Origin of the sequence: Burkholderia multivorans ATCC BAA-247 (assembly GCF_000959525.1) — a bacterium.
Taxonomy (GTDB): Bacteria; Pseudomonadota; Gammaproteobacteria; order Burkholderiales; family Burkholderiaceae; genus Burkholderia; species Burkholderia multivorans.
Window position 1 is genome coordinate 51,142 of sequence record NZ_CP009830.1, and the last position, 14,485, is coordinate 65,626.

The 14,485-nt window shown below is 67.9% G+C and carries 14 protein-coding genes; 1 reads left to right on the forward strand and 13 read right to left on the reverse strand.

The features are described 5' to 3' along the window. Window position 1: 1 nt before the first annotated feature. The 13 genes from NP80_RS00215 to NP80_RS00275 all read right to left on the reverse strand — a co-directional run bounded on the left by NP80_RS00215 (window position 2) and on the right by NP80_RS00275 (window position 13,602). On the reverse strand, window positions 2–1,249 hold the full coding sequence (locus tag NP80_RS00215; protein WP_006410184.1) for an MFS transporter: 1,248 nt from the start codon (window positions 1,247–1,249) through the stop codon (window positions 2–4). Window positions 1,250–1,451: 202 nt separating this feature from the next. Continuing rightward, on the reverse strand, window positions 1,452–1,781 hold the full coding sequence (locus tag NP80_RS00220; protein WP_006399203.1) for an H-NS histone family protein: 330 nt from the start codon (window positions 1,779–1,781) through the stop codon (window positions 1,452–1,454). Window positions 1,782–2,051: 270 nt separating this feature from the next. Beyond that, window positions 2,052–3,053, reverse strand: a complete 1,002-nt coding sequence (locus tag NP80_RS00225; RefSeq protein WP_035946853.1) for a dTDP-4-dehydrorhamnose reductase family protein — start codon at window positions 3,051–3,053, stop codon at window positions 2,052–2,054. Between the two features lie 129 nt (window positions 3,054–3,182). Continuing rightward, window positions 3,183–3,596 carry a DoxX family protein gene (locus tag NP80_RS00230; protein WP_006405389.1) on the reverse strand — a complete coding sequence of 138 codons (414 nt, stop codon included), beginning with the start codon at window positions 3,594–3,596 and terminating at the stop codon, window positions 3,183–3,185. Between the two features lie 436 nt (window positions 3,597–4,032). After that, the gene (locus tag NP80_RS00235) at window positions 4,033–4,911 is read right to left on the reverse strand and encodes an ABC transporter permease (RefSeq protein WP_006410183.1); all 879 of its coding nucleotides are present in this window, start codon (window positions 4,909–4,911) and stop codon (window positions 4,033–4,035) included. Next, the gene (locus NP80_RS00240) at window positions 4,911–5,831 is read right to left on the reverse strand and encodes an ABC transporter ATP-binding protein (protein WP_006405392.1); all 921 of its coding nucleotides are present in this window, start codon (window positions 5,829–5,831) and stop codon (window positions 4,911–4,913) included. Before NP80_RS00240 ends, NP80_RS00235 begins: the two co-directional genes overlap by 1 nt. A 152-nt stretch (window positions 5,832–5,983) precedes the next feature. Continuing rightward, window positions 5,984–7,039: an ABC transporter substrate-binding protein gene (locus tag NP80_RS00245; RefSeq protein ID WP_006410174.1), complete on the reverse strand. Its 1,056-nt coding sequence runs from the start codon at window positions 7,037–7,039 to the stop codon at window positions 5,984–5,986. A gap of 47 nt (window positions 7,040–7,086) precedes the next feature. Continuing rightward, window positions 7,087–8,016 (reverse strand): TauD/TfdA dioxygenase family protein, encoded by a 930-nt coding sequence (locus NP80_RS00250; RefSeq protein WP_035946854.1) that lies wholly within the window; start codon window positions 8,014–8,016, stop codon window positions 7,087–7,089. Between the two features lie 137 nt (window positions 8,017–8,153). Next, on the reverse strand, window positions 8,154–9,152 hold the full coding sequence (locus NP80_RS00255) for a CobW family GTP-binding protein (protein WP_006410173.1): 999 nt from the start codon (window positions 9,150–9,152) through the stop codon (window positions 8,154–8,156). Then, complete coding sequence (locus NP80_RS00260; RefSeq protein ID WP_006410177.1) at window positions 9,149–10,816, reverse strand: amidohydrolase; 1,668 nt, start codon at window positions 10,814–10,816, stop codon at window positions 9,149–9,151. The genes NP80_RS00255 and NP80_RS00260 overlap by 4 nt, the downstream gene beginning before the upstream one ends. A gap of 36 nt (window positions 10,817–10,852) precedes the next feature. Beyond that, window positions 10,853–12,247, reverse strand: coding sequence for a sodium:solute symporter family protein (locus NP80_RS00265; RefSeq protein ID WP_006410179.1), 1,395 nt, complete (start codon window positions 12,245–12,247; stop codon window positions 10,853–10,855). Between the two features lie 78 nt (window positions 12,248–12,325). Next, on the reverse strand, window positions 12,326–12,520 hold the full coding sequence (locus NP80_RS00270; RefSeq protein ID WP_006405399.1) for a DUF3311 domain-containing protein: 195 nt from the start codon (window positions 12,518–12,520) through the stop codon (window positions 12,326–12,328). Between the two features lie 197 nt (window positions 12,521–12,717). Further along, a complete protein-coding gene (locus NP80_RS00275) occupies window positions 12,718–13,602 on the reverse strand; it encodes a LysR family transcriptional regulator (protein ID WP_006410182.1) in 885 nt (294 codons plus the stop codon). 127 nt (window positions 13,603–13,729) lie between these two features. On the opposite strand from NP80_RS00275, the gene NP80_RS00280 reads away from it, so the two are divergent. After that, entirely contained in the window at window positions 13,730–14,455 is a 726-nt protein-coding gene (locus NP80_RS00280) for a pirin family protein (protein WP_006410166.1), read from the forward strand. Window positions 14,456–14,485 lie beyond the last annotated feature (30 nt).

Consider the following 14,485-nt stretch of genomic DNA (forward strand, 5'->3'; position numbering starts at 1 on the left):
GCTACTCGAGTTCGACGCCCTTCAGTTCGGGAATCAGGAACACCGTCGCGACCATGTCGAGCACGTACAGGCCCGCAAGCAGTGCAATCGCCGTCTGGAACGAGTAGCGCGCGGCGAGCGCGCCGACCGTCATCGGGCCGAAGCCGCCGATCGCGCGGCCGATATTCCACAGCACGTTCTGCGCGGTCGCGCGCGCCGCGGTCGGATAGCCTTCGGACATCAGCGTGCCGTATCCGCCCACCATTCCGTTCACGAACATGCCCATCAACGCGCCGGCCCACAGCATCGCGGTCGGATTCGACAGCTGCGCATAGGCGATGACGGTCGCGACCGAGCCGAGCTGATAGATCAGGAACGTCGGCTTGCGGCCGATGCGGTCCGCGAGCTGTCCGAACACCCAGACGCCGAGCATCATCCCGACGACGGTCGCCGCGGTCCACAGCCCCGACTTCGTCAGCGAGAAGCCCATCTGCTTCGACAGGAACGTCGGCAGCCAGATCATAATGCCGTAGTAGCCGAAGTTCTGAACCGCGCACAAGATCACGATGCCGGCGCTCGTACGCGCGGTGCGGCCGTCGGCGACGAGCATCCGGAACGCATTGGACCTCGGCTGCGCGGCGCGTTGCACGAACACCTCGGGCTCGTGCAGCCGGTTGCGCAGCACCCAGGCGAGCAGCGCGGGCGCCACGCCGACGACGAACATCCCGCGCCAGCCGATATGCGCGAGCAGCCACGGCGTGAGCAGCGCCGCAAGCAGCACGCCGACCTGCCAGCCGAGCGCGACGTAGCACGACACGCGTGCACGCCGGTTCGCCGGCCACGCTTCGGCCGCGAGCGCCATGCCGATGCCGAACTCGCCGCCGAGGCCGATCCCTGCGACGGTCCGGTAGACGAGCAGATCCCAGAAGCCGCGCGCGAACGCGCACAGGCCCGTGAAGATCGCGAACAGCATGATCGTCCACGTGAGCACGCGCACGCGTCCGTAGCGATCGCTCAGTGCGCCGAACAGAATGCCGCCCGCGACCGCGCCGATCAGCGTCCATGTAACGAGCGCGCCGCCCTCGCCGGGCGTCAGCCGCAGCGTCGCCGTGATCGCGGGCAGCATGAAGCCGAGAATCAGCAGATCGAAGCCGTCCATCGCATAGCCGATCGCCGAGCCGGCGAGCGCCTTCCACGCGTAGGGACCGACCTGCTGCACAGGCGGCGTCGACGAATCGCCGAGCGCCGAAGAAGGGATGTCTGCTGCCATCGTGTTCTGCCGAAAAATGTTCGCGACATTCTAGGCGAATCGGCAGCCGCAGAAAAAAGGAAAGCCGGCCGTCGAACCATCGACGACCGGCTGAACAGGATGCCGCGGTGAAACCGCAGAAGAACGGCGACGCCACATATCGCCGGAAAAACCTGCTCGCGCAACGCGAGCGGCGCCGGCCTGCCGTCCGGCGCGACCTGCATCAACCCTGATCGTCGCCGGGCCACCACGTCTTCGCTTCGCGATCGACGAGCAGCGAATCGAGATCCTTGCCTTCGAGCCATTTCGGCTTCGGGCCGCGGCCGGACCACGAGCGGCCGGTCGTCGGATCGTAGTACTTGGCCGGCGCCTTGCGCTTGCGCTGGACGATATAACCGAGCGCGCTCAGCACTTCCTGTTGCGTGATGCCGTACAGCTCGACTTGCTGCTTGAATGCCGCGAGTGCGGCCTGCTTCTCCTTCTGCTTGGCTTCCGACAGCTTGATGTTCAGGTCTCGAAGCTGCGCTTCGAGATCCCGCAGGGCCTGGGTCATTTATTCATCCTCTTTGGGCATGTTTTCTGAAAAACTCCGATGGCCGAACCTAACACGAAGTTCCGCCGATCCGTGTTGCAATCTGTGACGCGGCCGACCGAACGGGTCCGAACTTCGTCGAACGCCGGCGCGCCGTCCACACCACACCGTCGAACCGCAACACGCGCACGCGCACGACGCACGCGGCCGGCAACGACCTCCTCGCCGCCGGCTCCGCCCCCTGGCACAGGCGGCATGGCGCGAATGATAGCAGTGCGCGGCCCGCGCGTTTCAGGACTTGTGAGGCGCAGCCGATGGCGACGGAAGCGACGGAAGCGGCGGTGCATCGCGCAGCACCTCGCGCAGCGCAGTGTCGAACGGCGTCGCATGATGAATGCCGAGCGCGTGCAACTGCGCCGCGTCGAGATGGCAGTCGTACGGACGCGGCGTCGCATCGGCCGGCGTGTCGATCGGTGCGAGCGATGCGCGCAGGCCCAGCGCGTCGGCGATACGCTGCGCGATCTCGTACTTCGTCATCGCTTCGTCGCCCGACCAATGGCGGATGCCGAGGACCGACGCACCGGCCAGATGCCGATGCAGGAGATCGCGGATCACGGCCGCGACGTCGGGCGTGTAGGTCGGATAGCGGATCGCCCATGCATCCATCCCGACCGCCTCGGCGCCCGCGCGCGCGGATGCGACGATCGCCGGCACGAGGCTCGTCACCGCCGACTCGCTCCAGTCGGCGATCGGTCCGTACAGCAGCGGCAAGCGCAGCACGCACGACAGCGGCGACGCGGCGAGCAGCGCCGCTTCGCCTTCCAGTTTCGTGCGGCCGTAGACGTTCAGCGGATTCGGCGTCGCGTCCTCGCGATAAGGTGCCGCGCGCCCGTCGAAGACATAGTCGGTCGAGATGCCGAGCGTCCATGCGCCGTAGCGCGCGGCGAGCGCGCCGATGCGGGCCGGCGCGTCGACGTTGATGGCGCGCGCGCCGGCCGGATCGCGCTCGCAGACATCCGGGCGCCGCTCGGCCGCGCAGACGACGACCGCCGCCGGCCGATGCAGGTCGAATGCGCGTTCGAGCGCCGGCCGATCGAGTACGTCGAGCATCGCGATCTTGTCGGGCGGCAGCGCGAGCAGACGTGCGCCGCGTGTATCGCGGTTGCGGATCGTGGCGATCGTCCCGAATGCCGGATCGCGCGACAGCGACGCGACGACCGCGCGGCCCAGCAGGCCGGATGCGCCGATCACGAGAACGGTGGCGGGACGGGACGACGGGGAAGAGGCTGTCATGTGCAGTGCGGGCGCAGGCCATAGCGGATTCCGGTCGCCCATCTTAGCGAAGCGCGGGCGTCCCATCAAAAAAGCCCGGCGCACTTGTCGCGCGCCGGGCTGCCGCATCCGCGCGGATGCGCCGCTTCGTCATTGCCGGTCGAGCGAATACCGGCCGGGGCCCGTGAGCGCGAGCAGCAGGAACGCGCCGACGATGCTGATGTTCTTGTAGAAGTTGATCATCGCGAGGTACTGGTCCATGCCTTGGAGCGACCAGTAGCGGTGGCCGATGAACGCGGTCGCGAGCGTGTAGACGGCGAACGCGAGCGCGAGCGGACGCGTATAGAACCCGATCGCGATCAGCACGCCGCCGACCAGCTCGACGCCCACCGCGATCGCCGCCGACAGCTCCGGCGACGGCGAACCGGTCGACGCCATATACGCGACGGTGCCCGCAAAGCCGGTCAGCTTTTGCCAGCCGAACAGCACGAACAGGATCATCAACAGTACGCGAGCGGCCAGCAGCAGCTCGTCCTTCTTCGATTCCAGCGACAGGTAACGCATGGCAGTCATCCTTCAATTGACGTTCGTTGCATCCGCAGCGAGCGGCCGCCGCGCAGGCGGCGACGTCGACAACGGACCCTTTCCTCGCACGATCGATCCGTGCGCCGGTCGGCGCGCGTCACGTAGAACCGTCCCGGCCACACCTTCACGGCGCGGTTTCGGAGCGGTTTCGGTGAAGCACGGGTGCAGTCTACTGTCCCGCCGAAATTCATCAATTGGCTGGATTCGGATTGGCTGTCACGGTTTGGTGGACAATCGAACCGATCGCCGGCACGCAAAATCGAGACGCCGCATGACGCGGCACCATGCGCCTCCCTCGCGGAACCGGGCTCACACGGCCGCATGCCTCAAGCTATCCACAGTTTTCGTGCATAACCCTGTGGACAACCTCCGTCCGAGCGGCACGCCGTCGGGCGCGCGTCGGTGTCGGTACCGATCAGTGCTGGACGCCCCAACGCCGCACGGTCACGCGTTCGAGCGTGTCGAACACGAGATGCTCGACGAGCAGCCCGATCACGATGACGGCCGCGAGGCCGGCGAACACGCGGTCCGTATAGAGCTCGTTGCGGTTCTGAAAGATGTACCAGCCGAGCCCGCCCTGCCCGGCGCTCGCGCCGAACACGAGTTCCGCCGCGATCAGTGTGCGCCACGCAAACGCCCAGCCGACGCGCAGTCCGGACAGGATCGACGGCAGCGCGGCCGGCACGAGGATCAGCAGCACCTGCCGCAGGCCAGTGAGGCCGTAGTTGCGGCCCGCCATCCTGAGCGTCGCCGGCACGCCGACGAAGCCGGTATACATGTTCAGCGCGAGCGGCCACAGCACCGCATGCACGAGGACGAACAGCAGGCTGCCGGTGCCGAGCCCGAACCACAGCAACGCGATCGGCAGCAGCGCGATCGACGGCAACGGATTGAACATCGACGTGAGCATCGCCAGCAGATCGCGGCCGAAGCGCGTCGACACCGCCGCCGACGTCAGCACGAACGCGAGCAGCACGCCGAGCGCATAGCCGCGCAGCAGCACCGACATCGAGATGCCGGTCTTCACGAGCAGCTCGCCCGACACGATGCCGTCGACGAACGCGGCCAGCGTCGCGCCGAAGGTCGGCACGAGCAGATCGTTCGCGACGACGCGCGCGACGATCTCCCATGCGGCGATCAGAACGAACGCGATCGCCGCGCGGCGAAACCACGCCGCGTCGGCGACACGTCGCACCAACGGCAAAGGCGCCGCGCGCTCGGCATCGCGCGCCGGTTCGAGCTCGCGCTCGTATTCCGCGCGCACGGGCGGCAGGACAGGATCGAACGGTCGCATCAGGCGGCCTCCCCCGTCTGCGATGTATCGGTGTCGAACAGCAGCCGATGAATGCGCGCGACGCTCGCGCGGAAATCGCCGCTGCCGACGCTGTCGAGCCCATATGCGTGGCTGTTGAGCTCCGCGCGCACGCGGCCCGGATGCGGCGACAGCAGCAGGATGCGGTTGCCGACGACGAGCGCTTCCTCGATCGAGTGCGTGACGAACAGCAGCGTGAAGCGCGCGTCGTCCCACAGCCGCAGCAGCTCTTCCTGCATCTTGCGGCGCGTCAGCGCATCGAGCGCGGCGAACGGCTCGTCCATCAGCAGCACGCGCGGCTGCATCGCGAGCGCGCGCGCAATGGCGACGCGCTGCTTCATGCCGCCCGACAACGTATGCGGATACGCATCGGCGAACGCGCCGAGCCCCACCTTGTCGAGATAGTGCAGCGCACGTTCGCGCGCTTCGGCACGCGTCAGCTTCGCGGCGACGCGCAGCGGAAACGCGACGTTCTCCACGACGGTCTTCCACGGCGGCAATTGATCGAACTCCTGAAACACGACCACGCGATCCGGGCCCGGCCCGTGCACCGGCGCGCCGTCGAGCGAGATCGTGCCGGCGACCGGTTCGACGAAGCCGGCGATCGCCTTGAGCAGCGTCGATTTCCCGCAGCCGGACGGGCCGAGCAGCACGAAGCGGTCGCCGCCGTACACGTCGAAGCTGACCTGCTGCGTCGCACGCACGATGCGCGTGCCGGTGCGGTACTCGAGCGTCACGCGGTCGACCGCGAGCAGACGTGCGCTGTGCGCGGCGGACGGCGCGGCCTGCGGCGCCGCGCCATGGGCGTCACGCGACGCGGACGCAGGCGTGCCCGTATCGGACGACGCGCGATCGCGCGCCGCGAACGGCGGCAGCCAGGTGCGGGAAGAAGGGGCATTCACGATCGAAGCTCTCGCGGATAAAACGTCGATAACGCATCACGATACGGCTGCCCGATGCGCACACCAACCAACGATTGCGCATAACCTAATCCGGGCGATGCATAAGCGTGCATGCCGCCGCTGCAGCAGCGGCGACGCGTGCCTCGGCGCGCTCAGCTGCCGCCGGCCGTCGCCGGATCGTCGAAGAAATAGTCGCGCCACGAGGTCGGCTCGTGGCGAATCGCGCCCGTGCGATACATGAACTGCGCGAGCCGCAGCGTGTTCTGCGGCGCGATCTTGAATTGCACCTGCGGATTGCGCAGGATCTTCAGCAGCAACGCGCGATCGATCTTCGAGCCGTTCGCACGAATGTAGACGTCCGCCGCACGCTCCGGGTCCGCTGCGATCTGCTGCGCGGCATCGGCGAGCGCGGCGACGAACGCGCGGTACGTTTTCGGGTTGTCGCGGCGAAACGCCTCGGTCGCGTACAGCACGGTCGCAGAGCTCGGACCGCCGAGCACGTCGTACGAATTCAGCACGACATGCGCGTTCGGATTGCCGGCCAGTTCCTGCTCCTGAAACGGCGGGTTGCCGAAGTGGCCCGTGATCACGTTACTGTTCGCGACGATCGCCGCCGTCGCGTCCGGGTGCGGAATCGCCTGCGTCAGCGCGTCGAGCCGGTCGAACTGACGGTCGCCCCATTGCTTCGCGGCCGCATACTGCAGCACGCGCGACTGCACCGACACGCCGACGGCCGGCACCGCGATCCGGTCTTTCGCACTCAGGTCCGCGATCGTCCTGACGTTCGGATTGGTGCTGACGAGGTAGTACGGAAAATTGCCGAGCGACGCGACGCCCTTCACGTTCTGCCGGCCGCGCGTGCGGTCCCACACGGTCAGCAGCGGGCCGACGCCCGCGCCGGCGATGTCGACCGCCCCGGACAGCAGCGCATCGTTGACGGCCGCGCCGCCCGACAACCGCACCCAGTCGACCTTGATGTCGAGCCCCGCCTTGCGCCCTTCCTTCTCGATCAGCTGCTGGTCGCGCGCGACGTTCAGCATCAGATAGACGACACCGAACTGCTCGGCGATGCGAATCCGGCCTTCGGCCTGCGCGGCCTGCGGCGCCGCAATGCCCACGAATGCGAGCGCGGCGGCGAACGTCGCGGCGAGCGCGCGACGCCGGCGCGATGCAGCGCCGGTCAGCGCGGACAGAAACGAAAACGACATCGGACCTCCGGTCGGAAATGAGTGGCGGAAACGGGTGCGGCGTGCGATCAGAACGGTTCGTCGCCTTCGATCGTCGTGCGGTACAGCTTGCGGCGCAGATGGTCGGGCGTGCCGGCGGCCAGATGCAGCAGCGACCGGTTGTCCCAGAACACGAGGTCGTGGTCGCGCCAGCGATGCCGATACTGATGCTCGGCGCGCACGCTGTGCGCGAACAATTCGTCGAGCAGCGCACGGCTTTCATCGTCGGGCAGCCCGACGATGCGCGTCGTGAAATGCTCGCTGACGAACAGCGCGCGGCGGCCCGTCTCCGGATGCGTGCGCACGACCGGATGCACGACCGGCTCGACCTGCGCGATCTGCTCGGCGGACAGGTTCGGCCGCCACGGGCTGCGTGCCTGCAGCTCCGCATAGCGTGCGAGATAGGTGTGCTCCGCGCGGCGCCCTTCGACGGCGCGCCGCAGCGCCTCCGGCAACGTGTCCCACGCGAGATGCATGTTCGCGAACAACGTATCGCCGCCTTCGGCCGGCAGCTCCTGCGCGTGCAGCAGCGAGCCGAGGCTCGGGCGGCGCTTGTACGACAGGTCGGAATGCCAGAAGTAGCCGGCGTCGCCAAGGCCGATCGGCTTGCCGTTCTCGACGATGTTCGACACGATCAGCACTTCCGGATGGCCGGGCAGCGCGAACTGATGCAGCACATGTGTCTGCAGCGGGCCGAAGCGGCGGCTGAATGCGACGTGTTCGTCCGGCGTGATGCGCTGGTCGCGAAACACGAGCACATGATGGTCGAGATGAGCGCGCCGGATCCGCGCGAACGCGTCGGCGTCGAGCGGCTGCGACAAGTCGATGCCGACGACTTCGGCGCCGAGCGGCGCATCGAACGGCACGATCTCGAACCGCTGCGGCGCGGCCGACGCCTGCGACACGGGCGGTCGCACGGCGGCATCCGGTGCCGCGTCGCGGGTGGCAGTGGTCGTCACGGTGCAGCCCTCCGATTCGGTCAAAAACGCGAATCTACGAGCGCCGCAACACAAGCGTCAACGAAGCGATTTCGATACGTTTATCTGCTTTGACGATAAAGACCGACGCTCGGGCGTCGGCGCGCCATCGCCCGCCGTCAATCTACCGGCGACGGCGACGCCGCCACGCCCGACGCGCGGCATTGCGCGAGCCCGTCATGCAGCGCAGCCACCGTGCCGGCATCGAGAATGCCGATGAACACCATCGCGCAGCGCCGGTCGGCTTCGGCTTCGGCTTCCGATTCGTGCGGCGTGAGGCGCACGCGCCGTGCCGCGACCTGACATACGCGCAGCGCGACGTCGTCGCCGTCCGCGACGCGCACGACGCCTTTCGCGCGCAGGATCGTGCGCGGCAGCGCCTTCAGCCACGCGCGCAGCCGCGCCTTGTCGAGCACCTGCGGCAGCGCGACCGTCACGCTCGCGAGCGCCGGCATCGCGTCGCTGCCGATCGGCCGGTGCCCGCGTGCGATGCGCAGCGTCGCGCGCCGATCGGGCACCGCGGCATCGAACAGCAGCGCGAGCGGAATCGCGCCGTGCGACGCGGCAACGACGATGTCGGTCGACGCGCGCGCACGCACACGCGCCAGCGCCGCGTCGCGCTGCGGCGGCGCAAGCAGGTCGAGCTTCGTGACGACGAGCGCACTCGCGCCGTCGAGCTGCCGTTGCGCGATCGCGCCGACGTGCGGATCGGCGAGCGTATCGTCGAGCGCGAGCGCGTCGGCGACGACGAGCACCGATGTCAGCCGGAATGCGCCGTCGAGCATGCCGATCTGCGCGATCTTCGCGGGATCGGCGACGCCGCTGGCTTCGACGAGCAGCAGTTCGGGACGCAGATCGCGCGCCGCGACGCGTGTCAGCGCATCGACGAGCGCGCCGCCGATCGTGCAGCATATGCAGCCGTTGTCGAGTTCGATCACGTCGTCGCCGCGCGCACGCACGAGCCGCGCGTCGATGTTGACGGCGCCGAAGTCGTTGACGAGCACCGCGATGCGGCGGCCGTGCGGCGCCTGCAGGATCGCGTTCACGACGGTCGTCTTGCCCGCGCCGAGATAGCCGCCGACGACCGCGAGATCGATCGGCGCGGCGGCCGCGTTCATTGCGGTGCGCGGAACACGCGTCCGCCCAGCACGGTGCCCCACACCCGCACGTCCTTGAGCCGCGCCGGCGCAACGCGCGACGGATCGTCGTCGAGCACGGCGAAATCCGCGAATTTGCCGACCTCGATGCTGCCGACGAGATGATCCATCTTCAGCGTATATGCGGCACCGAGCGTGATCGCGCGAAGCGCGTCATCGACGGAGATCCGCTCGTGCTCGCCGAGCACGCGGCCCGACGCGGTCTCGCGCTGCACCGCGCACCATGCGGTAAACAGCGGATTCAGCGGCGTGATCGGTGCATCCGAATGCAACGCGTACGGAATGCCGAGCCGCTGCGCGGAGCCGGCCGCGTCCATCCGGTTCGCACGGTCGGGGCCGATCGTCTGCGCGTAATGCGCGTCGCCCCAGTAGTACAGATGGTTCGCGAAGAAGTTCACGCACATCCCGAGCGCGCGGATGCGCTCGAGCTGCGCGGCGTCCGCCATCTGGCAGTGCTGCAGCGTGTGGCGATGATCGGGGCGCGGATCGCGCGCGAGCAGCGTCGTCATCGCGTCGAGCACGACCTCGGTCGCCTCGTCGCCGTTCGTGTGGATATGCAGCTGCAATCCCGCGCGATGAAACGGCGCGAACACGTCGACGAGCTGCGCGGGCGGAATCAGCCACAGCCCGTTCGGCTGGCCGCCCGCGTAGCCGGGCCAGCGCACGCGCGCCGTGAAGCCCTGGATCGAGCCGTCGACGATGAACTTCACCGCGCCGAAGCGCAGCTTGTCGGTATTGCGCGCCACTTCGGCGAGCACGCTGTCGGCCGAGCGCGCGGGGCTGCGCTGCGGCGCGAACGCCGGCACGATGCGCACCGGATAGTCGACGTCGCCCGTCACGTCGCGCAGCGTGCGACTGCCTGCCGGCGAAAGATCGTTCACGAGATCGGTCGCCGTCGTCACGCCCGCGAGCTGCGCGACGCGGCCGAAATTGCGGATCGCATGCGGCTGCTCGCCGGCCGAAATCGCGAGCTTGCTGCCGATCGCCCGATAGACCGGAAACATCGCCGCAAACTCCTGCAATTCGCCGGTCGGACGCCCGTCGGCGTCGCGCGAGATGCCGTCGATGTCGGTGTCTTCGTCGATGCCCGCCCGCGCAAGCATCGCGCCGTTTACGTTCATCAGGTGCACGCTCGCATGCAGGATCGCGATCGGCCGGCGCGCGGACACGCGATCGAGCTCGCGCACCGTCAGCCGCGACGTGCCGAAGAAGATCGGATCGAAGCACCAGGCGAGCAGCGGCCCGTCGTCGGTCATCGCGCGCTCGGCCTGCGCGAGCCGGTCGAGCACCGCGTCGAGCGAGCGCAGGCCCGGCCATAACGTGCCGTCCGGCCCGCGGCGATCGTAGTAGCCGACGTACACCGCATCCCACATCGCGCCTTCCATCAGATGGCAATGCCCTTCGACGAAACCCGGCATCAGCACCTGGTCGCGCAGCGTGTCGTCGGTCGCGCATGCGCCGAAGCGCGTGTGCCACGCGGCCGCGTCGTCGGCGTCGCCGACCGCGAGGATGCGGCCGTCGCGCACCGCGACGTGCGTGGCCGCCGGCTGCGCCGGATTCATCGTCAGGATGCGGCGCGCGGCGAAGATCGTCACGCGCGTGTCGGGGCTCGCGAATGCTTGCATCGATGGTTTTCCTCCATGAGACGCGCGACACGCGCGTCAGGACACCGCGTAGTGCTTGACCGGTCGCCCGCGCAGCGTCGCGTGCACGGCCGCGACGACCAGCATGTTGATGACGAGGCACACCAGGCCGAGATTGATGCCGCCGAAATCGACATGCAACAGGTAAAACAGCATCGCGAGCGCCTGCCCGCACAGCATGCCCGATGCCACGGCGACGGGTCGCACGCGACGCTGGGCGAGCAGGATCAGCACGCCGGGCAGAAACTGCGCGATGCCGTAGAACGTCGTGTTGATCAGCGTGAGCATCAGGTTCGGCGTCAGCATCGTCGTCGCGATCGACAGCAGCAGATAGCCGACGATCACGTATTTCGCCGCGCGCTTCTGGCGCGTCTCGGGCAGATTCGGCATCAGGTTGCGCGTGACGATCGGCCCGATCGCGAGACAGATGCCGGCCAGCACGAGCAGCCCCGACAACGCGGCCCCCGCCGCGACGAGCCCGATCAGCCAGCCCGGCAGCAGATGGACGACGGCCGCGAAGAAGGCATCGTTCGGCGACGCGAGCTTCAGGTTCGCGCTGATCGCGTAATACGACGCGACGACGAGGAACGGATACATCAACATGTACAGCGGCATCGCGACCTGCGTGCGGCGAATCGTGTTCGGCCCGCGCGCCGTGAAAAAGCCCTGCACCGCGAACGGCATGATGTAGAAGCCGAGCGACTGATAGAGCATCGTGCTCATCGAGAAGCGCAGCTGCGATGCGGTCATCGTGTTGCTCACGTGCCGGCTCGCGGCTTCGAATACGGGATGCACGCTGCCGACCTTCAATGCGACGGCCGTGCCCGTGACGACGATCGCGACCAGCATCAGGATGTCCTTCAGGATCGCGATATACGCGGACGCGCGCACGCCCGACATCGCGATATACGTGAACGCGAGCGCCGCGCAGACGAGAATCAGATACAGCGGATCGACGTGCCAGCCGAGTCCTTTCAGTGCGGCGGCGAGCCCCGTGAACTGCATCTGCCCCCACGGAATCAGGAACACGATCGATGCGAGCGCAACGATCAGCTCGAGCGCGCGGCTGCCGTAATGGCCTTTGAACAGATCCGCGAGCGTAATCGCATGATGCCGGCGCCCGGCTTCCCAGATCTTCGGGCCGATGAAATAGCCGATCGGATAGGCGAGCAGGATATAGCCGAGAAACCATACGCCGTAGGTCGGCCCTTTCGCGTAGATCCCGCCGGGAAAGCCGACCATCGTGCCGATGCTGTAGATCTCGCCGGCGGTCAGGAAGAACAGCAGCGCCGTACCGAACTGGCCCGACGCGACGAAGAAGTCATGCACGCTCTGCTTGCCGTGCCCGCGTCGCGAGTGGTAGGCCAGGTAAAGCGACAGCGCGATCAGCGCGGCGAAGACGACCGTGGACATGCGCACCTCGGCGAAAGAACGGGAACGAAGGGTTCGCCGGAAAGCGCAGGCGGCCGGCGGTCCGCGCGAACGAATCGGCTACGCGCCGGGTGCATGGCGGTCGAACAGCATCCAGCACGCGAACAGGCAGCCGGACGTCAGCACGAACCACGCGAAGATCCACATAAACAGAAACGGCACGCCGAACACGTAGCGGTCCTGCGACGCGACCCACGGCAGCACGCCCATCACACCGAGATACGGAATACCGATGCCGATCAGATATCGGAGCATGCACGCCTCCTCGCTAACGGGTTCGTCGGGAACAGCGATGCGAGCGCGCTGCGGCACGTCGCGCGCAATCGTCGAACCCAGTATTCGAAGCCAAAATGCGCGGCGATAGTGCCAGACGCGGGGAATCGTTTGGGCCAGCGGGCGCGCAGGCCAACGTGAACGCGAGCGCGACGCGCGCCGCACCGCGCCGCACCGCGTCACGCGCGCGGACCGAGGCGTTCGGCGAGAAATCCGATGAACGTACGCAGCGTGACGAAGCCTTCGCGATGCTGGGGAAACACCGCGTTCAGCGTGATTGGCGCCGGCGCGTACGCGTCGAGCACCGGCACGAGCGCGCCGCTGTCGAGCGCCGCGCCGACGATGAAGGACGGCAGCAGCGCGATGCCGAGCCCCGCAATCGCCGCATCGCGCACGACTTCGCCGTTGTTCGCGACGAGCGGCCCCTGCACGTCGAACGTGCGCGGCGCGCCGTCGACGCGGAACTCCCAGCCGACGCGCCGCTCGCGCCCGTACAGCAGGCACGTGTGATTCGCGAGCTCGGCCGGGGTCGCGGGCCCGCCGTGCCGCTTCAGATACGCGGGGCTCGCGCACGCGATCATCTTCCACGCGCCGAGCGCCCGCGCGATCAGCGTCGAATCCTCGAGTGCGCCGATCCGCAGCACGAGATCGAAGCCCTCGCCGATCACGTCGACGCGTCGATCGGTCAGATCGAGATTGAGCCGCACAGCCGGGTGCGCGGACAGGAACTCGGCGATCAGCGGCGAGACGTGCGTGATCCCGAACGACAGCGGCGCGCTGATCTTCAGCGAACCGTGCAGTTCGGTGCTGCGCACCGACATCGCCTGCTCGGCGTCGGCGACTTCCGCGAGGATCCGCTGCGCGCGCGCATAGAACTCCTGGCCCGATTCGGTCACGGCCAGATTGCGCGTGTTCCGGTGCAGCAGGCGCACGCCGAGCGATGCCTCGAGCGCCATCGTGCGCCGGCTGACGAACTGCTTCGACAGCATCAGCTGATCGGCCGCTGCGGTGAAACTGCCCGCATCGACGGTCGCGACGAAGATCCGGAGGTCGTTGAGTTCCATATTGTCCACTTGGATGCGACAGTGATTATCGCCTCAGCGATTTATTTGTCAAATCGATTGACCTACGATGGATGTCAACACAGCGCGACTGCCCACTTCCGAGGCGACGCGTCACCAAGGACCCATCATGATCGACATCCGTGCAGCAAACCAACGCGGCCGTGCGGAGCACGGCTGGCTCAGCTCCCGCCACACGTTCTCGTTCGCGAACTACTTCGATCCGCAGCAGGTCGGCTTCTCCGATCTGCTGGTGATCAACGACGATCGCGTCGCGCCGGCGCGCGGCTTCGGCACGCACCCGCACCGCGACATGGAAATCCTGTCGTACGTGCTCGAAGGCGCGCTGGAGCACAAGGATTCGATGGGCACCGGCTCGGTGATCGTGCCGGGCGACGTGCAGCTGATGAGCGCCGGCACCGGCGTGCGCCACAGCGAGTTCAACCACTCGCCGGACGCGCCCGTCCACTTCCTGCAGATCTGGGTCGGGCCGGCCGAGAAAGGCGCCGCGCCGCGCTACCAGCAGACGCACGTCGCGGCCGACGACAAGCGCGGCAAGCTCGCGCTCGTCGTGTCGCCGGACGGCACCGCCGGTTCGCTGAAGATCCGCCAGGACACGCGGATCTACGCGGGCCTGTTCGACGGCGACGAACGCGCGACGCTCGAGCTCGCGCCGGATCGCTTCGCCTACGTGCACGTCGCGCGCGGCAGCGTCACGGTCAACGGCGTGACGCTCGGTGAAGGCGACGGCGCACGGATTCGCGGCGAACAGGCGCTGACGTTCGCCGATGGCCACGATGCCGAAGTGCTGGTCTTCGACCTGCGTCCGATCGAAGTGACGGCCGAGTGGGCATGACGCCTGCTCGGGAAACCGGGCCCCGCCGCG

Coding starts and splice junctions, on each gene's coding strand:
- NP80_RS00215 (WP_006410184.1), bottom strand. CDS start 1,249: ATGGCAGCAGACATCCCTTCTTCGGCGCTCGGCGATTCGTCGACGCCG.
- NP80_RS00220 (WP_006399203.1), bottom strand. CDS start 1,781: ATGACCCAGGCCCTGCGGGATCTCGAAGCGCAGCTTCGAGACCTGAAC.
- NP80_RS00225 (WP_035946853.1), bottom strand. CDS start 3,053: ATGACAGCCTCTTCCCCGTCGTCCCGTCCCGCCACCGTTCTCGTGATC.
- NP80_RS00230 (WP_006405389.1), bottom strand. CDS start 3,596: ATGCGTTACCTGTCGCTGGAATCGAAGAAGGACGAGCTGCTGCTGGCC.
- NP80_RS00235 (WP_006410183.1), bottom strand. CDS start 4,911: ATGCGACCGTTCGATCCTGTCCTGCCGCCCGTGCGCGCGGAATACGAG.
- NP80_RS00245 (WP_006410174.1), bottom strand. CDS start 7,039: ATGTCGTTTTCGTTTCTGTCCGCGCTGACCGGCGCTGCATCGCGCCGG.
- NP80_RS00255 (WP_006410173.1), bottom strand. CDS start 9,152: ATGAACGCGGCCGCCGCGCCGATCGATCTCGCGGTCGTCGGCGGCTAT.
- NP80_RS00260 (WP_006410177.1), bottom strand. CDS start 10,816: ATGCAAGCATTCGCGAGCCCCGACACGCGCGTGACGATCTTCGCCGCG.
- NP80_RS00265 (WP_006410179.1), bottom strand. CDS start 12,247: ATGTCCACGGTCGTCTTCGCCGCGCTGATCGCGCTGTCGCTTTACCTG.
- NP80_RS00270 (WP_006405399.1), bottom strand. CDS start 12,520: ATGCTCCGATATCTGATCGGCATCGGTATTCCGTATCTCGGTGTGATG.
- NP80_RS00275 (WP_006410182.1), bottom strand. CDS start 13,602: ATGGAACTCAACGACCTCCGGATCTTCGTCGCGACCGTCGATGCGGGC.
- NP80_RS00280 (WP_006410166.1), top strand. CDS start 13,730: ATGATCGACATCCGTGCAGCAAACCAACGCGGCCGTGCGGAGCACGGC.